This window comes from Glycomyces endophyticus (assembly GCF_039531525.1).
Classification (GTDB): Bacteria; Actinomycetota; Actinomycetes; order Mycobacteriales; family Micromonosporaceae; genus Glycomyces; species Glycomyces endophyticus.
Genome location: NZ_BAAAQF010000004.1, coordinates 367,672 through 386,499 on the forward strand (window position 1 = coordinate 367,672; position 18,828 = coordinate 386,499).

General features: G+C 74.1%; 17 protein-coding genes. 8 read left to right on the forward strand and 9 right to left on the reverse strand.

Annotated elements, in window-relative coordinates:
* Positions 1–78: 78 nt before the first annotated feature.
* Complete coding sequence (locus tag ABD419_RS04835; protein ID WP_344482479.1) at positions 79–1,221, forward strand: trypsin-like serine peptidase; 1,143 nt, start codon at positions 79–81, stop codon at positions 1,219–1,221.
* Positions 1,222–1,487: 266 nt separating this feature from the next.
* Here ABD419_RS04835 and ABD419_RS04840 read toward each other — a convergent pair whose 3' ends face one another.
* From ABD419_RS04840 to ABD419_RS04855, 4 genes are all read right to left on the reverse strand, one after another.
* Complete coding sequence (locus ABD419_RS04840; RefSeq protein ID WP_344482482.1) at positions 1,488–2,231, reverse strand: hypothetical protein; 744 nt, start codon at positions 2,229–2,231, stop codon at positions 1,488–1,490.
* An 18-nt stretch (positions 2,232–2,249) separates the two neighbouring features.
* On the reverse strand, positions 2,250–3,176 hold the full coding sequence (gene proC, locus ABD419_RS04845) for a pyrroline-5-carboxylate reductase (protein ID WP_344482485.1): 927 nt from the start codon (positions 3,174–3,176) through the stop codon (positions 2,250–2,252).
* 72 nt (positions 3,177–3,248) lie between these two features.
* A complete protein-coding gene (locus tag ABD419_RS04850) occupies positions 3,249–3,734 on the reverse strand; it encodes a DUF1990 domain-containing protein (RefSeq protein WP_344482488.1) in 486 nt (161 codons plus the stop codon).
* Positions 3,725–4,288, reverse strand: a complete 564-nt coding sequence (locus tag ABD419_RS04855; protein WP_344482491.1) for a GNAT family N-acetyltransferase — start codon at positions 4,286–4,288, stop codon at positions 3,725–3,727. The genes ABD419_RS04850 and ABD419_RS04855 overlap by 10 nt, the downstream gene beginning before the upstream one ends.
* A 143-nt stretch (positions 4,289–4,431) precedes the next feature.
* Here ABD419_RS04855 and ABD419_RS04860 point away from each other — a divergent pair, with 143 nt between their 5' ends.
* The 5 genes from ABD419_RS04860 (at position 4,432) to ABD419_RS04880 (ending at position 12,953) form a co-directional block, all read left to right on the forward strand.
* Positions 4,432–5,532: a sensor histidine kinase gene (locus tag ABD419_RS04860; protein WP_344482494.1), complete on the forward strand. Its 1,101-nt coding sequence runs from the start codon at positions 4,432–4,434 to the stop codon at positions 5,530–5,532.
* On the forward strand, positions 5,529–6,197 hold the full coding sequence (locus ABD419_RS04865; protein ID WP_344482497.1) for a response regulator transcription factor: 669 nt from the start codon (positions 5,529–5,531) through the stop codon (positions 6,195–6,197). The genes ABD419_RS04860 and ABD419_RS04865 overlap by 4 nt, the downstream gene beginning before the upstream one ends.
* Positions 6,198–6,517: 320 nt before the next feature.
* A complete protein-coding gene (locus tag ABD419_RS04870; protein ID WP_344482500.1) occupies positions 6,518–8,242 on the forward strand; it encodes an ABC transporter transmembrane domain-containing protein in 1,725 nt (574 codons plus the stop codon).
* Positions 8,239–9,993: an ABC transporter ATP-binding protein gene (locus ABD419_RS04875; RefSeq protein ID WP_344482503.1), complete on the forward strand. Its 1,755-nt coding sequence runs from the start codon at positions 8,239–8,241 to the stop codon at positions 9,991–9,993. The genes ABD419_RS04870 and ABD419_RS04875 overlap by 4 nt, the downstream gene beginning before the upstream one ends.
* A gap of 83 nt (positions 9,994–10,076) precedes the next feature.
* Entirely contained in the window at positions 10,077–12,953 is a 2,877-nt protein-coding gene (locus tag ABD419_RS04880; protein WP_344482506.1) for a hypothetical protein, read from the forward strand.
* Between the two features lie 210 nt (positions 12,954–13,163).
* Here the strand turns inward: ABD419_RS04880 and ABD419_RS04885 are convergent, their stop codons facing one another.
* Both ABD419_RS04885 and ABD419_RS04890 read right to left on the reverse strand, forming a co-directional pair.
* Complete coding sequence (locus ABD419_RS04885) at positions 13,164–13,496, reverse strand: TfoX/Sxy family protein (RefSeq protein ID WP_344482509.1); 333 nt, start codon at positions 13,494–13,496, stop codon at positions 13,164–13,166.
* 39 nt (positions 13,497–13,535) lie between these two features.
* On the reverse strand, positions 13,536–14,579 hold the full coding sequence (locus ABD419_RS04890; RefSeq protein ID WP_425555926.1) for a GlxA family transcriptional regulator: 1,044 nt from the start codon (positions 14,577–14,579) through the stop codon (positions 13,536–13,538).
* A 74-nt stretch (positions 14,580–14,653) separates the two neighbouring features.
* On the opposite strand from ABD419_RS04890, the gene ABD419_RS04895 reads away from it, so the two are divergent.
* Positions 14,654–15,241, forward strand: coding sequence for an isochorismatase family protein (locus ABD419_RS04895; protein ID WP_344482515.1), 588 nt, complete (start codon positions 14,654–14,656; stop codon positions 15,239–15,241).
* A gap of 54 nt (positions 15,242–15,295) precedes the next feature.
* On the opposite strand, the gene ABD419_RS04900 is transcribed toward ABD419_RS04895, so the two are convergent.
* The 3 genes from ABD419_RS04900 to ABD419_RS04910 form a co-directional block, all read right to left on the reverse strand.
* Positions 15,296–15,910, reverse strand: a complete 615-nt coding sequence (locus tag ABD419_RS04900; protein WP_344482518.1) for a glyoxalase — start codon at positions 15,908–15,910, stop codon at positions 15,296–15,298.
* A 78-nt stretch (positions 15,911–15,988) separates the two neighbouring features.
* The gene (locus tag ABD419_RS04905) at positions 15,989–17,419 is read right to left on the reverse strand and encodes a glycoside hydrolase family 43 protein (RefSeq protein WP_425555927.1); all 1,431 of its coding nucleotides are present in this window, start codon (positions 17,417–17,419) and stop codon (positions 15,989–15,991) included.
* 118 nt (positions 17,420–17,537) lie between these two features.
* The gene (locus tag ABD419_RS04910) at positions 17,538–18,338 is read right to left on the reverse strand and encodes a helix-turn-helix transcriptional regulator (RefSeq protein WP_344483438.1); all 801 of its coding nucleotides are present in this window, start codon (positions 18,336–18,338) and stop codon (positions 17,538–17,540) included.
* Between the two features lie 53 nt (positions 18,339–18,391).
* On the opposite strand from ABD419_RS04910, the gene ABD419_RS04915 reads away from it, so the two are divergent.
* A complete protein-coding gene (locus ABD419_RS04915) occupies positions 18,392–18,814 on the forward strand; it encodes a DUF2000 family protein (protein ID WP_344482521.1) in 423 nt (140 codons plus the stop codon).
* Positions 18,815–18,828: the final 14 nt, after the last annotated feature.

An 18,828-nucleotide genomic window follows, 5' to 3' on the forward strand; every position in this document is an offset into this window, starting at 1 on the left:
GCCCGGGCGGGGCCGCGGCCCCGCCCGATTTCCCCGATCCCCCGCCCGCCCCGCGGCCGTCCCCTACGCTTCGGGGCCATGGGAGACAGGACAAAGAGGACAGTACTCGCGTTCGCGGCCGGGGCCTTCGCCGCGGCCGCGCTCACCGCCGTACCCGCCCCCGCGGCGGCGGCCCCGCAGTACCGCGCCGACCAGATCGCGCAGCTCGAGACCGCCGACGTGCCGCTGGAGGCCGGCGAGGCCCATGAGGTCGCCCATGCGGGCGCCGCGTTCATCAAGGCCCGCTTCGACGGCGTCGTGCTCGGCGCGCGGGACCGCCTCGTCGTCGCGAGCCCCGACGGGACCGAGTCCTATGAGTACGGCCCGGACGACGTCGAGGACGGCGGCCTGCGGGCCCTGTCGATCGAGGGCGACACCGCGGAGGTCGTCCTGCGCGACGCCGACGACGGCACGGCGGCCGCCGCCCGCCTCGCCGCCTACGCGCGGGGCCTGAGCGGGGCCGAGCTCGCGTCCCGGCCCGGGGCCGGGCCCGAGAGCGTCTGCGGCCGCGACGACTCCGAGCACGCCGCCTGCTACCGCGAGACCGACCCGGTCGCGTGGGACGCGAGCCTGTCGGTGGCGCGGCTCATCATCAAGGACGAGTACTACTGCACGGCGTGGATCGCCGACGACTCGAACCGCATCATGACGAACAACCACTGCATCGACACGGCCGGCGAGGCGAAGGCGACCGAGGTCCAGTTCGGGTACGAGTGCCCCGAGTGCGCCGGCGGCGAGGCCGCCGTGCCGCTGAAGGTGCGCGGCGACGAGGTGCTGGCGACGAACTACACGTACGACTTCACGCTGTTCACCGTGGACGATTACGCGGCCATCGCCCACCTGCCGCACCTGGAGATCGACCCGCGGCACGCCGAGATCGGCGAGAAGGTGTTCATCCCCGGGCACCCCGGCGGGAAGCCCAAGCGGATCGCGAGCGAGGACAGCCGGGCCGCCGTCGCCGGCCAGTGCCGGATCGACGACGACCGGGCCTACGGCCGCGGCTACGCCACCGACCTGGCCTACTACTGCGACACCGAGGGCGGGTCCTCCGGTTCGCCGGTGGTCAGCCGGACCACGGGCGCGGTGGTGGGCCTGCACCACCTCGGCGGGTGCCCCAACAGCGCGGTCCGGATGGACCTGGTCTACCCGATGATCGCGCCGTATCTGGAGTGGGACTTCTAGGTTCGCGAGGACGGGCGGCGGGGCACTCCCCCGCCGCCCGTTCCGTTTCCCGGCGCAGGGCGTTTGCGCTGGTTACAGTGGATTCAAGCCGATGTGGAGGTGCCCGTGAGCGAGACGCCGAGCGAGACGCCGAGCGAGGCGGCCGAGGCCGCCGGACCGCAGGAGGAGCGCGAGGGCGGCGGGATCGGGCGCCTGGTGCGCTGGATCGTGGCGATGCTCGCGTGCGTCCTCGCCGTGGTGGCCGTGACGGGGGCCGTGGCGGCCTACTACGCGCGCCTCGAACTCCTGACGACCGACCAGTTCGTGGAGCGCACGCAGCCGATCGCCGAGGACGAGCAGGTCCAGGCGGCCGTCGCGCAGATGATCACCGCGAAGATCGAGGAGTCCCTCGACGTCGACGCCATCGCGAGCCGGGCCGCCGGCTGGGTCGGCGTCGAGAACCCGCCCGCGTACATCCGGGACCTCGTCGCCTCCGCGGCCGAGACCCTGCGCGCGTACATCGAGACCGAGGTGAACGAGTTCGTCGCGAGCCCGCAGTTCGTGACGGTGTGGGACGCGGCGGTGACCGAGGCGCACTCCTCGCTCGTGTCGGCGCTGGAGGGCGAGAACGCCGGGTCGCTCACGGCCGAGGGGACCACGCTCACGCTCGACCTCGGCAAGGTCGTGGAGGTCGTCAAGAAGCGCCTGGCGGAGAACGACTTCGCGTACGCCTCCGACATCCCCGCGGTCGAGGCCCAGTACGTGCTCCTCGACTCCGAGCAGGTCCCCGAGTTGCAGGAGCGGACCGGGCAGCTGCGGTGGGCCGCGACCTGGCTGCCGTGGATCGCGTTGGCGCTCCTGGTGGTCGCCGTGGTCGTCGCCCCGCGCCGGTGGGTCGCGGCGCTCGTCGTCGGCGTCCTCGCCGCGGTCCTGGCCGGGGTCGCGCTCGTCGCGCTGTCGGCGGCCCGCGAGGAGTTCATCGCGCAGGCCGGGGACGCGTCCTTCGCGCCGCTGACGTACGACGCGTTCACCTCCGGCCTCAAGGCCGCCTACCTGGTCATGCTCGTCGCGGCGCTCGTCGTCGCCGTGGCGGCCGTCGTCGCGCTGCTGCTTCGGCGCAGGCGGGCCGAGCCCGAGCCCGAGCCCGCGGCGTTAACCGCGCGAGCCCGAGCCCGAGCCCGCGGCGTTAACCGCGCGAGGTCGCGGCCGCGCCTGGCGGCCGCGACGACCGCGCGCTTGACCGTGTCGTCGACGCCTCCGGTCCGCAGGACGTCCAGCGCCGCGGCGGTGGTGCCGCCCGGCGTGGTGACCCCGTCGAGGAGCTCGGCCGCGGGCTCGTCGCTGGCGTGCAGGTTGAGGCAGGCGCCGAGGAGCATCTGGTCGACCATGACGCGGGCGGCGGCGGGCTCCATGCCGCCCTCGACGGCGGCGCCGGTCATCGCGTCGGCGAGGAAGTACAGGAAGGCCGGCCCGGAGCCGCCGACGGCCGTGATGAGGTCCATGAGGGACTCCTCCACGGCTACGGTGACGCCGACGCGGTCGAACAGGTCCTCGACCTCGGTGAGGTCGGTGCCCTCGGCGGCGGCGAGCGCGGTCGCGGCCTCGCGGGAGCGCGCGGCGACGTTCGTCATGGCACGCACCGCGGTCACGCCCTCGGGGAGGCGCTCGGCCATGGCCTTCAGCGTCACCCCGGCCGCGAGGGAGACGACGACCGCGTCGGGTTCGAGGGCGGGGGCGATCTCGTCGAGGAGCCCCGGGACGACGCCGGGCCGCACGGCCACGAGCACCAGGTCCGCTTCGGAGACGGCGCCGGCGTTGTCGGTGCCGACCTCGATCCCGTAGGCCCCGGCCAGCGCCGCGGCGCGCTCGGCGGGCTGGGCCGTGGCCCAGATCTGGGCCGGCGGCAGCCCCGATTCGAGCAGGCCGATGAGCACGGCCTCGCCGAGATGGCCGACGCCGAGTATCGCGATGTCCATGACGCACCTCCCCCGGAACCGCAATCTAACGGCCCCTGCCCACTACGCTCAGCGTTTCGGACGAATCGGACGTTATCGGAGCGCTTCGGCCATGGCCGTGAGCCACCGCCCGGTCGCGCGGGTCTGGACGAGCCGGGCGGCGGGCGCCGCGAGCCGGCTCGCGAGGGTGCCCGGGACGGAGAAGGACCGCACGGTGAAGCGGGTGCGGTCGCCCCGGGCCTCCAGGAGGAACGCGGCCTCGCCGCGTTCGGGGTGGCCGGGCAGGGAGCCGTAGCCGAAGCCGGCGCGGTCGGGGGTCTCCTCGGCCCACACGACCTGGCAGGGGATCGCGAGGACGCCGGCGAAGCGGAGGGCGACCTCGACGCCGGGGGCCGCGCGGGGCGCGGAGGCGCGCGGCCGCAGGCCGCACCGCTCGTGGAGGCCCCAGGTCATGAGGATCTCGGCGGGCCGGTGGAGCGGGGCGTCGAGGACGGTCTCGCGGCTGAGGTGGCGGTAGCCCGGGGGGAGGTCGCCGCCGCGGGTGGCGCCGACCTCGGGGTAGTTGACCTTCAGGTCCACGGGTGCTCCGTTCGGGGGTTGGGGGCCTCGAAGAGGACGTGGTCGCGGAGGCGGCCGGTCGCGAGGGAGTAGCAGGGGGTGAGTCCGATGCGGCGGAAGCCGTTGCGGGCCAGGACCTTCTGCGAGGCGAGGTTGTCGGGGAGGGTCTCGGCGCGGAGCTGGTCGAGGGCGAGTTCGCCGAAGGCGACGTACTTGGCGAGGCGCACGGCCTCGGTGGCGATGCCGCGGCGGGTCTCGGCGGCGGCGACCCAGTAGCCGACGCTGCACGTGCGCAGGTAGGGGCCTTGGACGATGGTGTTGAGGAGGAGGCCGCCGACCGGTCGGCCCTGTTCGAGGATGACGTAGGAGCGGCCGGTGCCGGCGGCGGTGCGGGCGAGGGCGGCGTCGATGGCGTCGCGGACGCCGGGGAGGCCGTACGTGGAGTCGTCCTCGTCGGGCTCCCAGCGGGCGAGGTGGTCGCGGCTGGCGGTGCGGAGCGCGGCGATGTCCTCGGCGTCCTCGGGCGCGATGGGGCGGAGGGCGATCACGGGCGGGGCGGGGATCTGGTCGAGCACGGTTCTCCCCCTTCGGTCGATGCCGGTCAACCCTAGTCCTCCGGAACGCGGTCGGCGCGACCTTCGGATGGGGTGCGCCTACTTCGGTCTCGGATCGGGCGGGAGCGGTTGGCCGGGCGGCGCGCGGGGGCTAGGTTCGGCGCATGGGTGCGGAGCGGCGCGGGGCGCGCGGGTGGGCGGTGGACGCGGCGCTGTTCGCGTTCGGCGTGTTCTCGTGGCTGTACCTGAGCGGGGACCGGATGCGGCTGGGCCTGCCGTCGCCGCCGTGGCTGTTCGAGCTGGACCAGCTCGCGGGGATCGCGGCGCTGGGGCTGCTGTGGCTGCGGCGGCGGTGGCCGACGCAGGCGGCGGTGGTCGCGGTGGTGCTGTCGACGTTCTCGGAGACGACGGCGTTCCCGCTGGTGGTGCTGCTGTTCGGGGTCGTGGTGCGGCGGCCGCTGCGGACGGCGGCGTGGGTGTTCGGCGGGGCGGTGGCCGCGGCGGCGGTGTACGCGGTGCTCCGGCCCGCGGAGATGGGCGTCCTGGGGAGCCTCGTGTTCGCGGTGGTGCTGTACGGCGGCGTCGCGGGCTGGGGCATGTTCACGCGGTACCGGCGGGCGCTGCGGGCGCGCGCGGCCGAGCAGGAGCGCGACGAGCGGGAGCGCGCCCGGGCGCGGGCGCGGGAGGAGCTGGCGCGGGAGCTGCACGACCTGCTGGGGCACCGGCTGTCGCTGCTGAGCCTGCACGCGGGTGCGATGGAGTACCGGGCGGACCTGTCGCCGCAGGAGCTGGCGGGCGCGGCGGGGGTGGTGCGGGAGCAGTCGCATCTGGCGATGCGGGACCTGCGGGAGGTGATCGCGGTGCTGCGGGCCCCGATCGGGGAGCTGCCGCAGCCGTCGATGGCGGACCTGCGGGCGCTGGTGGAGGAGGCCCGGCCGGGGTCGCGGATCGCGTTCGCGCAGACCGCGGAGGGCGAGGCGCCGGAGCGGTCGGGGCGCACGGCGTACCGGATCGTGCAGGAGGCGCTCACGAACGCGCGCAGGCACGCCGAGGGCGCGGCGGTCGCGGTGACGGTGTCGGGCGGGCCGGGCGAGGGCCTGGAGGTGGAGGTCGTGAGCGGTCCGGGCCGGGACGGCGGGCCGGGGTCGGGTCACGGGCTCATCGGCTTGGAGGAGCGGACGGCGCTCGCGGGCGGGCGGCTCGAGTACGGGCCGGCCGAGGACGGCGGATGGCGGGTGCGGGCGTGGCTACCCTGGACGGCATGAGCGAGCGTGTGAGGGTCCTGGTCGTGGACGACGACCCGCTGGTGCGGGCGGGTCTGCGGATGATCCTCGGCGGCGGCGCGGGCGTCGAGGTGGTCGGCGAGGCGGGTTCGGGCGCGGAGGTGCCGGCGCTGGTGGCGGAGGTGCGGCCGGACGTGGTGCTCATGGACCTGCACATGCCCGGCGTCGACGGGCTCGCGGCGACCGAGCGGCTGCGCGCGGTCCCGGGCGCGCCGGAGGTGCTGGTGCTCACCGCGTTCGAGGCGGACGGCCACGTGCGCCGGGCCCTGCGCGCGGGCGCGGGCGGGTTCCTCCTCAAGGACACGCCGCCCGCGGACATCGTGGCGGCGGTGCGGAGGGTCGCGGCCGGGGAGCCGGTGCTGTCGCCGGAGGTGACGCGTCGCCTCATCGGCCTGGCGGTCGGGGCGGGCGGCGGCGGGGGCGACCGGCGCGCGGCCGCCCGGGAGCGCCTGCGGGCCTTGAACACCCGCGAGACCGAGGTGGCCGCGGAGGTGGGCCGGGGCCGCTCGAACGCGGAGATCGCGTCGGCCCTGCACCTGAGCGTGCCGACGGTGAAGACCCACGTCTCGGCGGCCCTCGCGAAGCTGGGCCTGAACAACCGGGTGCAGCTGGCCCTGCTGGTCAACGACGCCGACCTCGCGAGCTGACTGCTCGCCGACGCACCGGACCGGCGAGCCGGGCGCGGCGCCGGCACGGGACGCGCGGCCGCGTCACCGGCTGACGCTCGGCGGAGATCGCGACGGGCGGCAGACTCGCGAGTCTCCATCATGTTGCGGCCGTGTCGGACCCCTGATGCAGGGTTGCAGCGGGGGGCCCGCGATACCGGTGGTACATCACATGTCACATGGCACCGTAACTCGAATGCTTATTCCAACCGTTGGAAAATAGGTTCCGAATCGTGTCCCCCGCGCGCTAGTGTGCCTCTCGCTGCCCCCCGCAGCCGCAGACCCCGTGAAAGGCACGCCGCATGGCACGCTTCGCTCCCCCGCGCGACCCCGGCGGGCCCCTCGCGCACCCGAACGACGCCGCGGCCGTCATCGGCTGGCTCTTCAGGTCCCAGTGGCGGATGCTCCTGGCGAGCACCCTCGTCTCGTTCGCGTTCCTCGGCTGCCAGCAGTTCGTGCCGTACGTGGTCGGCAGGGCCGTCGACGAGGGCCTCGTCGGCGGCGACCGCGCCGCGCTCTACCGGTGGTCGGCGGCGCTCCTGGTGTGCATCGGCATCGCCACGGTCACGGGCGTCGCGAGCTTCGTGTACATGATGTACAACCAGATGGACTCCGACTTCCGGGTCCAGCGGCGGCTGGTCGACACCGTCGTCGCGGTCGGCTCGCGCCTGCGGACCCGCGCCGACGCGGGCGAGCTGGTGGCGATCTCCGCGGCCGACTCGCACGCCCTGGCGTCCCTGTCGATGATGTTCGGGCGCCTCGCCTCGGCGCTCCTGGCGTTCGCCTTGGCGCTCACCATCCTCGCGGGCATGTCGTGGTGGTTCGTGCTCGCCGTCGGCGTCGGCGTCCCGGCCATGTTCGCGACGCTGCGGCCGCTGTTCTTCCGGCTCGAGGCGCGCGGCCGGGACCTGCGCGGGCGCATCGGCGAGCAGACCGGGATCGGCACCGACGCGGTCGCCGGACTCCGGGTCCTGCGCGGCATCGGCGGCGAGGCCCACTTCAACGGCCGCTACCGGACGGCCTCGCAGGCGTCGATGGAGGCGGGCGTCAGGGTCCGCCGCACCGTCGCGCTCCTCGAGCTCGCGCGCCTGGCGCTGCCGGGGACCCTGCTGGTCGCCGTGCTGTGGACGGGCGCGGTCATGACGCTCGACGGGACCGTCACCGCCGGCGAGTTCGTGGCCCTCTTCGGCTACCTCATCGCGCTGACCAGGCCGCTGGGGTACACGATCCAGGGCGTCGACGCGTTCACGCGCGCCGTCGTGGCCTCCTCGCGGTTCCGCCGCCTCCAGGACGAGCACCCCGGTCCGGCCCCGGCGAACGCGATCCCCTGGCCCGCAGGGGAGGCGCTCCACGACCCGGTGAGCGGGGTCCGGATCGAACCGGGCCTGACCACCGGCGTCGTCACCGCCGACGGCCTCGGCGCCACGGGCGTCCTCGACCGGCTCGGCGGCTACGGCGACGAGACCGCGCACATCGGCGCGGTCCCCTTGGCGGCCTTCGACACCGCGGAGGTCCGCTCCCGCGTGCACCTCATGGAGGCGCGGGCCCAGCTGTTCAGCGGCCCCCTGCGCGACCAGCTCGACGTCGACGGGAGGCGCACCGACGCCGACATCATGCGGGCCCTGCACACCGCGTCCGCTGTGGACATCGTCGGCGTGGACCGCTCGCTCCTGGAGAGCGACGAGGTCCCCTCCGACGGCTACGACCTCGGCGCCGTCGCGGGCGAGCGCGGCCGCAACTTCTCCGGCGGCGAGCGCCAGCGCCTCATCCTCGCGCGGGCGCTCCTCGCCGACCCGGAGATCCTCATCCTCGACGACCCCGCCAGCGCCTGCGACGCGCAGACCGAGGCCCGCATCGCCGAACGCCTGGCGCGGCACAGGAAAGGACGGACGACGGTGATCGTCACGAACGCGCCGCAGCTCCTCGCGGTGTGCGACCGGGTCGAGTTCCTGGGGGACGGCGTCGTCTCCGGGACCCACGCCGAGCTCCTCGCCCGCGACGCGTACCGGGAGGCGGTCGCCCGATGAGCACCCTCCCGATCGCGACCCCGGCCGAGACCCGCGCGTACCTGCGGGCCCTCGTCGGCCGCCACCGCGGCCGCTTCGCGCTCGTCGTCGCGCTCACGGTCGCGGCGGCCCTGGCGGGCATGTCGACCCCGTGGGTGGTGGGCCGCATGACCGACGCGTTCGCGGCGTGGGCGCGCGGCGACGGCGGCGACCCGGGCGCGGACCTGCCGTGGCAGATCCCGCTCATCCTCGTCTCCGTGCTGGCGCAGGCGGTCCTGACGTGGGCGTCGTACCGGAACCTGGCCGTGCTGTCGGAGCGGATCGTGGCCGACGTGCGCGAAGAGTTCATGGAGCGCACGCTCGCGCTGCCGCCGGCGCAGGTGGAGGCGGCCGGGACCGGGGAGCTGCTGTCGCGCACGAGCCTGGACGTGGGGCAGGTGCAGCACTCGCTGGTGCAGGCCGCGCCGCAGTTCTTCACGGGGTTCGTGACGGTGGCGGTGTACGTCGCCGGCGCGTTCGCGGTGTCGCCGGTGCTGGGCGCGGCGGTCCTGGTGGCGGTGCCGCCGATCGTGGTCGTCATGCGCTGGTACTTCAAGCGGGCGTTCCGGATCTTCCACGCGGTGCAGGCGGCGCGGGCGGACCTGACGTCGGCGGTCGCGGAGACGATCGACGGCGTGAAGACGGTGGAGGCGCTGGGCTGGCAGGCGCGGCGCGTCGCGCACACCGACCGGGCGATCGACCGGCTCCTGGAGGCGCAGTTCGTGTCGATGCGGTTGCGCGGCAGGCTGTTCCCGGTGCTGGACTTCTCGGCGTTCCTGCCGTGCCTGACGACGCTGCTGCTCGGCGGGGTCCTGACGGCGAACGGGCAGTTGACGATCGCGCAGACGACGACGGTGGTGCTCATCATGCAGCTCGCGGTGGCGCCGGCGATCGAGATGATCCTGTCGCTGGAGTGGGTGCAGAACGGGAGCATCTCGCTGGCGCGGCTCATCGGCGTGCGCGGCGGGGAGGCGGCCGCGGGCGCGGCCGAGCCGGAGCGGGACGCGGCCGAGATCGTGGAGCTCAAGGGCGTCACGTTCGGGTACGACCCGGCGAAGCCGGTGCTCAAGGGCGTGGACCTGGCGCTGCGGCGCGGGGAGCGGCTGGCGCTGGTGGGGCCGACCGGAGCGGGCAAGTCCACATTGGCGCGTCTGATGGCGGGCATCCACCGGCCGGACCGGGGGGCGGTGCGGATCGGCGGGGCCGACGCGGGCGAGATCGGCGAGGCCGCCCTGCGGCGCTTCGTGATCCTGGCGACGCAGGAGTACCACCTGTTCAACGACACGCTGGCGTCGAACCTGCGGCTGGGGGCGCCCGGCGCGTCCGACGAGCAGCTGCTCGAGGCGCTCGCGGTGGTCGGCGCTGGCGACCTGCCCGGGCGGCTGGCCGGGGGCCTGGACACGAAGGTCGGGGGGCGCGACCACGCGCTGACTCCGGCGGAGGTGCAGCAGGTGGCGCTCGCGCGGGTGATCCTCGCGGCGCCGGAGGTGATCGTCCTCGACGAGGCGACCTCGATGCTGAGTCCGAACGCCGCCAGCGACATCGAGCAGGGTCTGAACCGGATCCTGGCCGGGCGCACGGTGGTGAGCATCGCGCACCGGCTGAACACGGCGCACGACGCGGACCGGGTGGCGGTGGTCGAGCGGGGCCGGATCACCGAGCTGGGCTCGCACGACGAGCTGATCGCCCGGGACGGGTCGTACGCGGCACTGTGGAGGCGCTGGCACGGGTAGCCGGGGCAGGGGGCACGGGCCGGTAACGGCCCGCACACTGGCACAATGCTGGCACCGACGATCCCTCACCAGACGGAAGCCCCATGAGCGACACCGACGCACTTCGCAAGCGCCTCAACGAGATCCGATGGCAGCTCCGGGGCGAGGCCCGCCTGGCCGCCCTGGAGGAGCACCTGGCGGCCGTCGAGGCCGACGGCGACCGGCCGCTGCTCAACGCGACCCTGTCGGCCCTGGTCGACTGCTACGAGTACTCGACCGACTCGACGCGGCTGCTCGTGCCGTACGCGCGGCTCCTCCACCACCTCGACACCGCGCCCGAGCACTTCGACGGCGCGCTGCTGCGGTCGGTGTACTGGCAGTTCAAGTGGATCGTGTACAAGCTGCGCGACCACCCGGACGTGCCGCTGGCGTCCATCGAGGACGCGCTGACGCAGTTCCGGGAGCGGTACGCGGAGGCGGGGCACTCGCTGCACCCGTACTACGAGGCCGAGCACTGGTTCGCGTACTACGTGGGCGACGACGAGCGGGCGGCCCGCGCGGCGGCGCTCGTCGCGGCGACCGAGCCCGACGGCATGAGCGACTGCGAGGCGTGCCGCGTCAACGACATCGGCGACATGGCCGCCTGCGCCGGGGACGACGAGGCCGCCGTCGCGGCCTGGCGTCCGCTCCTCGACGGCGAGCTGCGGTGCGCGCACGAGCCGCACAACACCCTCGCCGACTCGCTCCTGCCGCTCGCGCGGCTGGGCCGCCTCGACGAGGCCCGCGCCAACCACCACCACGGCTACCGGATCAGCCGCGACAAGGACGACATGCTCGGGTACATCGCCCGGCACCTCCGGTTCTGCGCGCTCACCGGGAACGAGGCCCGCGGGATCGAGATCCTCGCCGCCGACCGGCGCGCGTACGAGATGGCGCTCAGCCCCGACACGCGCCAGGAGTGGCTCGAAGGGGTCCAGGCCCTCGCCGCGGCCCTGCGCGCCCGCGGCATGGGCGGCACCCTCCTGGCCGGGCCCGAGGGCCGCGACTGGACCGCCGACGACCTGCACGCCTGGGCCGACGCCGAGCGCCGCGAGCTGTGCGCCCGCTACGACCGCCGCAACGGGTCGACCGTCCACTCCGACCGGTCGCAGGAGCGCGTCGAGCCCGCCGTGCGGCACCCGTACGTCCCGTTGGGACTCAAGGCGCTCCCGCAGGTGGAGGAGCCGCAGGACGAGCCGGCCGCCGCGGACGCCGGTCCTGCGGCGCTGGAGGCCGCCCTGGTCGCGGCCCGCAGGGCTGTCGAGGACGCGGCCGAGGACCGCGAGGAGCGGTGGCTCGAGGTCGCCCTCCTCGCCGACGCGCTCGGCGCCTCGCTCGACCCCGCCGACGAGGCCGAGACGCTGCTCGCGAAGGCCGACCCGGACGACGGGCTCGAAGCGGCCCAGGACCTCGCGGCGCTCGCCGGGACCCTCTTCGCCGAGGCGGGCCTGCCCGGCCGGGCGCTGCTGTGCCGGATCGCCAAGGCCGCCTGGGGGATGCGATCCGATCCCGCCGTCTTCGCGCCCCTCGCGCCGGGCCTCCTCGACGAGGCCGACGCGCTCGCGGAGTCCTCGCCCGCCGACGCCGCCCGCGCCCGGGCCCAGGTGCTCATGGCGCAGCTCCAGTCCGGGCTCATGCTCGGCGAGCGGCCCGGCGACGACCTCGCCGCCGCGTTCGCGGCGACGGACGCCGAGCTCGCGGCGATCACCGGGCACCGCCGGGCCGCCCTCGCGCGCACGCATCTCGCGATGATGCTGCCCGAGTTCGAGACCGAGCCCGAGGGCCGGATCGCGGCCCTGTGCAAGGCCTTCGAGCTGGCCTCGGGCAACGGGTTCCGCTACGAGACGTTCATCAGCGCGTTCCAGTACGGCTCCATGCTCAACCAGGCGGGGCGCCTCGCCGACGCGCTCGCGGTGGCCGAGACCGGCATCGCCGCCGTCAAGGGCGACTACCCGGCGTTCCCCGTCGCCGCGCTCCACCTGACCGCCACCGAGTGCTCGATCAACCTCGGCGACGCCCGCTCGGCCGAGCACTACGCCGTCCAGGCCGCCCACTGGTACGACCGCGCCGGCGAGACCGGCTGCGCGGGCGTGGCCCGGCACCTGCTCGGCAAGGCGCTCGCGATGCAGGGGCGCGGCGAGGAGGCCGTCGTCATCCTCGAAGCGGCCCTGGCGGACCTGCCCGAGATGCACGAGGAGGAGCACTGGCGGCTCGTGGACGCCCGCTACCTGCTCGCCGAGAACTACCAGCGGACCAACGACGCCCGCGTCGGGGTCACGCACATACTGGAGTCCCTGCGGCTCATGGACGGCGGCCTCGCGCACCCCAACCCGGCGTTCTACGCCCAGTCCGCGCACCTCGCGGGCGAACTCCTGGAGCGCACCGGCGAGGAGCGGTCGGCGCTGGACGCCTACGGGCGCTCGGCCGAGGCCTGGCGCGAGCTCGGCTCGCTCTCGGCCGCCGCCAACCCGATCCGCGCCGCCCTGTGGGCCCGCCTGCGCGGGGAGGACGCCGACGCCGGCGCCGTGGTCGCGGAGATGCGCGCGCTCGCCGCCGAGCTCGAAGCCGACTGGCGCGACGAGGAGCACAACCCGGAGTACCGGAACTCGTGCCGCCACGAGTACGCGAAGACCCTCGCGCAGGAGTCGCGGATGCTCGGCGACGAGGAGGAGTCCGAGGAGGCCTGGGCGCGCCGCACCCTGGACTCGGGCGCCGCGGTGCTCGCCGTCGCCGAGGACGGCGACTTCCTGGTGGAGATCGGCGTCCAGACCGCGCACGGCATGATCGCCGCCCACGAGGAGCTCGGCGACCTCGACGCCGCCGAAGCCCTCGTCGACCGCGTCACCGCCCGCCTCGACGCCGACGGCCACGAGGGCCCGCGGCGGGCGCTGCGCAGGCACCTCGACGACGCGCGCGAGCGCACCGCGGAGGACGAGGCATAAGGCCCGCGCGGCGCGCCGCGCATGGTGAACCCGTTCCGGCGCAGCCGCTTCGGGAGTGCCACCGCCGGACCGGAGGCGGTGCCGCTCGGCGGCGGGCGCACGACGCTCCCGTTCCGGCGCAGCCCTTTCAGGAGCACCGCCGGACCGGGAGCAGCGGCGGGCGCACGGACCGCTGCGACGGGCCACCGGGTTCGCGAGCGGCGGTGCCCGCTACTTGCGCGGGAGCGTCTCGGCGAAGGCCGTGCCGCGGTCGATCCACGTGCGGAGCTCGACGTCGGAGGCGCAGATGTCGTCGCCGAGCCTGATCCAGCCGGTGACGGTGCGCCCGCCCATGACCATGGGCCCGGCGCCCGGCTCGGCGAGCAGGTCCTCGTAGTCGTCCTTGCCGACGCGGACCATCGCCCCGCCGCCGCCGAGCGCGGCGGCGGCCATGTTGCCGTGCACCATCCAGCCGAGCCCGCCGAACATCTTCCGCTCGAACACGTACGGCCGGTTGTCGAACGCGTCCCTGATCCTGTCGGCCAGTCCCTCGTCGTACGCCATCGGGCCATCCTGCCACCGGGGTGCGACAGCCGGCGGGGTTCAGTCGCGGGCCGCGGTGCGGAAGCGGTTGCGGTACTCGGTCGGCGTGGTGCCGAGGCGGCGGCGGAACGCCCTGATCAGCGTGTCGACGGTGTTGAAGCCGCACGCGCCCGCGATGCGGTCGAGGGTGTCGTCGCCGCCTTCGAGGCGGTGGCGGGCGGCCTCGACGCGCGCCTCCTCCACGTACGCGGCGGGCGTGCGGCCGAGCTCGGCCTTGAAGACGCGGGTGAGCTGGCGCTCGCTCAGGTGCGCCGTGCGCGCGAGGTCGCCGATAGCGAGCGGGTCGGCGAGGTGGCCCGCGATGTGGTGGCGCAGCTCCTCGACGCGGCGCGTGGTCGAGACCGGTTCGAGCGGCACGCTGAACTGGCTCTGGCCGCTCGGGCGCTTCAGGTACATCACCAGCTGGCGGGCCACGCGCAGCGCGGCGGCCTCGCCGTGGTCCTCGGCGACCAGGGCCAGCGTCAGGTCGAGGCAGGCGGTGATGCCCGCGCCGGTCCACACGTGCCCGTCGCGGATGGAGATCGGGTCGGCGTCGACCTCGACCGCCGGGTGCTCGGCGGCGAGCTGCTCGGCCGTCGACCAGTGCGTGGTAGCGCGGCGGCCGTCGAGGAGCCCGGCCTCGGCGAGGAGGTGGGCGCCCACGCACACCGATGCGACACGCCTCGTGTTGCGCGCCAAGGCTTTCACGTGCTCGACCACGTCGGGGTCGGTGACGGCGCGGACCCGGCCGCCGGGCTCGGCCTCCACGCGGCCGGGGACGATCAGGGTGTCGATCCGCTCCCGGGCCAGCGCCGCGAACGTCGTGTCGGGCAGCACGCGGACACCGGCGAACGTGGTCACGGGCGCGTCGGTAGCGGCCGCGAGCACGACCCGGTACCCGGCCGCGTCCCCGATATCGCGCTCGAGCAGCGCGAACACCTCGGGCGGGCCGGTCACGTCGAGAAGGTCGACCCCGTCGAAGAGCACGATCACGACCAGGCGTTCGGTTCGGTCCACGGCTGCGACCCTAACCGCCGATGTCCGGATCTGCAAGTCGCACGACATTGCGGACACGCCCGGCCGGTCGTAGCGTGGACTCCGGTCGCCGCGGGGGCGGCCGGAACCGCTAGGAGGAACCCATGGGCGCCACCACGTTGCGCGAGATCATCGGCCTGGACCAGGCCCCGGCGTCGCTGTCGGACGCGACGCTGATCCTGGTCGACTACCAGAACACCTACACGCGCGGCGTCATGGAGCTGGAGGGCTGGGAGCCCGCGCTCGACGCCGCGGCGGACCTGCTCGACCGGGCCCGGCGGGCCGGGGCGACGGTGGTGCACGTCGTGAACGACGGCGGCCCGGGACCGTACGACTACCGCGCGGAGATCGGGCAGATCCATCCGCGGGTCGCGCCGGCCGAGGGCGAGGCCGTGGTGGTGAAGTCGGTGCCCGACGCGTTCGTGGGGACGGAGCTGGGCGCGGTGGTGGACGCCGCCGGGCACGGGGACGTGGTGGTCGCGGGGTTCATGACGCACATGTGCGTCCAGTTCACGGCCCAGGGCGCGTTCCTGCGCGGGAACCGGCCGACGGTGGTGGCGGACGCGTGCGCGACGCGGCCGCTGGGGACCGCGGTCGCCGAGACGGGTGCGGCGGCGCTGCACGAGGCGGCGCTGGCGACGGTCGCGGACCTGTACGGGGTGGTCGTGCGGACGGCCGGGGACCTGGGCTGAGGTGCGCCGCGCCCGGCCGGGGCCGGGCGCGGTGGACGCATCGGGGACGGGCCGTCAGGCGGCGGGGCCCTCCCAGGCGAAGCCGTCGGGGTCGGTGAAGGTCCCGCCGGTGCCGCCGACGGCGATGCGGTGCGAGCCGGTGCCGGCGGGGTCGACGAACGCGGTCTTGGCGAAGGCCTTGCGCGGGTAGAGGGCGAACTTGACGGCGCCCTTCCCGGCGGCGAACTCGGTGTACTTGCCGCCGTAGCTCTTGGCGACCTCGAGGCCGTGCTCCTCGTAGAACTTCTTGGAGGCCTTCATGTCGGTGGTGCCCATGAGGAGGACGACCTCGTCGTAGGCCTTCCGGGCGGGCGCGGTGTCCTTCTTGGAGGAGGAGACGAGCTTCATGACGACCCCGTCGGGGGTGCGCAGGACGCCGCCGTAGCCCCAGAAGGACTTGACGGGGGCCTTGACGACCTCGGCGCCGCCGTCGACGGCCGCGGCGAACAGCAGGTCGACGTCGGCGGGCTGGGCGGCGATCAGGTCGAGCGTGAAGCCGCGGAAGCCGGTGGTGGGCTCCTCGGAGGCGCGGAACTTCAGCGGGAGGTCCGGGCCGAAGGCGGCGGTGTAGAAGTCCTCGGCGGCCTGGGCGTCGGCGGCCTCGATGGTGATGTCCTCGATGTAAGTCATGCTCCAAGGCTATTTCCGGGACGGGTCCCGGCGCTTCTCGATTCGTGATCGCTTCGGCGCCCGTCCCGGAGCCGCGGGTCAGGAGGTGACGCGGAAGGTGGCGTCGCCGCGTTCGGTGGCGGTGGAGACCGGGTCGAGGCGGAGCAGGTAGTTGTAGTGCCTGAGGTACCTGGTCGGGTAGTTGTACGAGGTGAACGAGCTCCAGGAGGCGTCGGCGAGGCCGGCGACGCGGTTGAAGGTGGCGTCGGCGCTGTACTGGGCGGTGGTCTCGCGGGGGGCGAGGACGAAGTCGTAGTTGACGTGCCGCAGGTAGTACCCGGGGAAGTTGACCGACTCGAAGGAGACGGCGCTGGAGGAGGCGAGGCCGGGGACGAGGCGGAACTGGGCGTCGGCGGCGGGGCTGACGCCGGGGTCGATGCGCACGTCGAGGTTGGCGTGGCGCACGTACCGGTCCTGGAAGTTGTAGGACTGGAGGCGGTTCCAGGTGGGGGCCTGGTAGCGGCCCAGGACCCGGGTCTCCTCGGCCTGGGTGAGGTTGAGGACGAAGCCGTGCCGCTTGAGGTTGGCGCCGAGGCTGTAGCCGCTGGTGGTGCGGTAGCCGGAGACCGCGGCGGGGTTGGTGGTGAGGACGGGCATGTAGCCGCGGCCGGTGGCGTACTGGTCGAGCCAGAGGGCCCATTCGGTGCGGTCGTTGAACTTCTGCCACATGGGGCCTTCGACGCCGCCGCCGGTGAGGTTCGCGAGGTCGCCGAGGCGGGTCCACGTGCCGGTGAGGGCGTTGCTGCCCTCGATGACGATCTGGGTGGTCTTGGAGGCGCGGTAGTAGCGGTAGCCGCCGGTGCTCGCGGGGACCTCGACGATCTGGGTGTCGATGAGCCCTTCGGTGCCGGCGAGGTTGATGTACACCTGCGGTGCGGTGATGGTGCGGAAGTCGGTGGTGCGGGCGCTCCAGATGCGGTGCTTCTTGACGCCGTTGAGGGTGGAGTTGGTGGCCCAGTAGAGGAGGAAGTTCCCGGCGGCGGCGTCCCAGATCGCCTCGGGGGCCCAGGCGTTGCCGGCGTCGCCGATCGAGTTCGCGACCCCGAGGAGCCAGGGGGTGGACCAGTTGACGAGGTCGGTGGACTCCCAGACGACGAGGTTGCGGCTGCCGTTGTTGGCGGCGTCGCCCCAGGAGGTGCCGGAGCCGATGCGCAGGTCGGTGGCGACGATCCAGTAGCGGTTCCCGGCCTGGTTGCGAACGATGATGGGGTCGCGCACGCCCTGGGTGCCGATGGGGCTGCGGAGGACGATCTGGCTGCGGTTGAGGTCGGTCCAGTTGAGGCCGTTGTCGCTGTGGGAGAGGTAGATCTGCTCGCCGCCGGTGCCCTCGCCGATGAAGTGGGCCATGAGGTAGCCGGTGTAGGCGGTCTGGGCCGCCGCGAGCTCCGGGAACGCGGCGACGAGCGGCGCGGCGGCGGCCGCGGTGAACAGTCCGCGGCGGCTGAGGCGCGCGGAACGGGATGCTGACATGGCCACTCCAATAGGGGTTAGGCAGCCGGAACAGGTGATGTGAAGGCTAACATCAACACATTGAAACAGTCAACATCTTCGATTTCGTGTATTGGAGATCGATCGCCGGACCCGCCGATCAGGCCGCCGGTCCGCCGATCGAGCCCGCGAATCTTGCCGGGGTCGTGCCGACGACGCGCTTGAAGTGCCGCGTCAGGTGCGACTGGTCGTAGAACCCGGTGGCCGCGGCCACCGCGTGGACGGGCCGCCCGGCCAGCAGGAGGCGGCGGGCGCGGTCGACGCGGCGGGTGACCAGGTACTGGTGCGGGGCGATGCCGAACTCGCGGCCGAAGGCGCGCACGAGATGGGCCGGGTGGGCGTGCAGCTCGGCGGCGGCCTCGCGGAGGCTCAGGCCGGCGTCGATGCGGCGGTCGAGCAGGTCGCGCATCGCGTGTGCGAGCCGCCGGTCCCGCATCGGCTCGGCGACCGGGTCGCGGCGGCGCAGGTGCCTGCGGAGGCGGTCGGCGACGAGCTCCACGCGGCTCTCGGCCTCCAGCTCGTCGCCGGGCAGGCGCAGCGACTCGTGGAGGCGGTGGATCTGGTCGCGCAGCGGGGCGTCGGCGATCTCGGGGCCGTCGACCGCGCAACCGATCAGGGCGTCGTCCAGGAGGGTGCCGTCGAGGTAGAGGACGCGCTTGCGGAATCCGTGCGGGGTCGCGGACTGGCCGTCGTGCGGCACGTGCGGCGGCAGGAGGGTCACGATCGGCGCGAGCGCGCCGTGCTCGTGCCGGTCCAGGTCGTAGCGGACGGCGCCCTCGTCGATGATGAGCAGGGTCCACGTGTCGTGGACGTGCATCGGGTAGGCGTGGTCGGTGAAGCGGGCATGGAACGCCTCCGCGACCCCGCCCACGGCGGGCCGCCACGCCCGGACCTCGGCCACCACGCTTAGAACGTACAAGACACCGGGCCGCGCCGGTTCGTAGCGTTGCCCGCATGGATCAAGAAGCACCCGTCCGGTTCGACACCAAGATCGCGGTCCTGCTCCGCGGCGACCTCGCCGTGTGGCAGCGCCTGAACGTCACGGCGTTCCTGGTCAGCGGCCTCGGCACGGCAGAACCCGAAGTCGTCGGCGAGCCGTACGAGGACGCGGAGGGCAACGCGTACCTGTCGATGTTCCGCCAGCCGGTGATGGTGATGGAGGCGACCGCCGAGCAGCTCGCGGCCTCGCACGCGAAGGCGCTCTCGCGCGGACTGCGGATGTCGCTGTTCACGACCGAGCTGTTCACCACCGGCAACGACCGCGACAACCGCGCCGCGGTCCGCGCGGCCGGGAAGCTCGACCTCGCCGGGATCGGGCTCTACGGCCCGAAGAACGCGGTCGACCGGGTCGTCAAGGGCGCGACGATGCACCCGTGACCTGAGACGGCGCC

Bases quoted from the DNA above. Each gene is read 5' to 3' on its own strand.
- ABD419_RS04890 (WP_425555926.1), bottom strand. From the start codon at position 14,579: ATGTCGTGCGACTTGCAGATCCGGACATCGGCGGTTAGGGTCGCAGCC.
- ABD419_RS04865 (WP_344482497.1), top strand. From the start codon at position 5,529: ATGAGCGAGCGTGTGAGGGTCCTGGTCGTGGACGACGACCCGCTGGTG.
- ABD419_RS04860 (WP_344482494.1), top strand. From the start codon at position 4,432: ATGGGTGCGGAGCGGCGCGGGGCGCGCGGGTGGGCGGTGGACGCGGCG.
- ABD419_RS04915 (WP_344482521.1), top strand. From the start codon at position 18,392: ATGGATCAAGAAGCACCCGTCCGGTTCGACACCAAGATCGCGGTCCTG.
- ABD419_RS04895 (WP_344482515.1), top strand. From the start codon at position 14,654: ATGGGCGCCACCACGTTGCGCGAGATCATCGGCCTGGACCAGGCCCCG.
- ABD419_RS04835 (WP_344482479.1), top strand. From the start codon at position 79: ATGGGAGACAGGACAAAGAGGACAGTACTCGCGTTCGCGGCCGGGGCC.
- ABD419_RS04885 (WP_344482509.1), bottom strand. From the start codon at position 13,496: ATGGCGTACGACGAGGGACTGGCCGACAGGATCAGGGACGCGTTCGAC.
- ABD419_RS04900 (WP_344482518.1), bottom strand. From the start codon at position 15,910: ATGACTTACATCGAGGACATCACCATCGAGGCCGCCGACGCCCAGGCC.
- ABD419_RS04905 (WP_425555927.1), bottom strand. From the start codon at position 17,419: ATGTCAGCATCCCGTTCCGCGCGCCTCAGCCGCCGCGGACTGTTCACC.
- ABD419_RS04875 (WP_344482503.1), top strand. From the start codon at position 8,239: ATGAGCACCCTCCCGATCGCGACCCCGGCCGAGACCCGCGCGTACCTG.
- proC (WP_344482485.1), bottom strand. From the start codon at position 3,176: ATGGACATCGCGATACTCGGCGTCGGCCATCTCGGCGAGGCCGTGCTC.
- ABD419_RS04880 (WP_344482506.1), top strand. From the start codon at position 10,077: ATGAGCGACACCGACGCACTTCGCAAGCGCCTCAACGAGATCCGATGG.
- ABD419_RS04870 (WP_344482500.1), top strand. From the start codon at position 6,518: ATGGCACGCTTCGCTCCCCCGCGCGACCCCGGCGGGCCCCTCGCGCAC.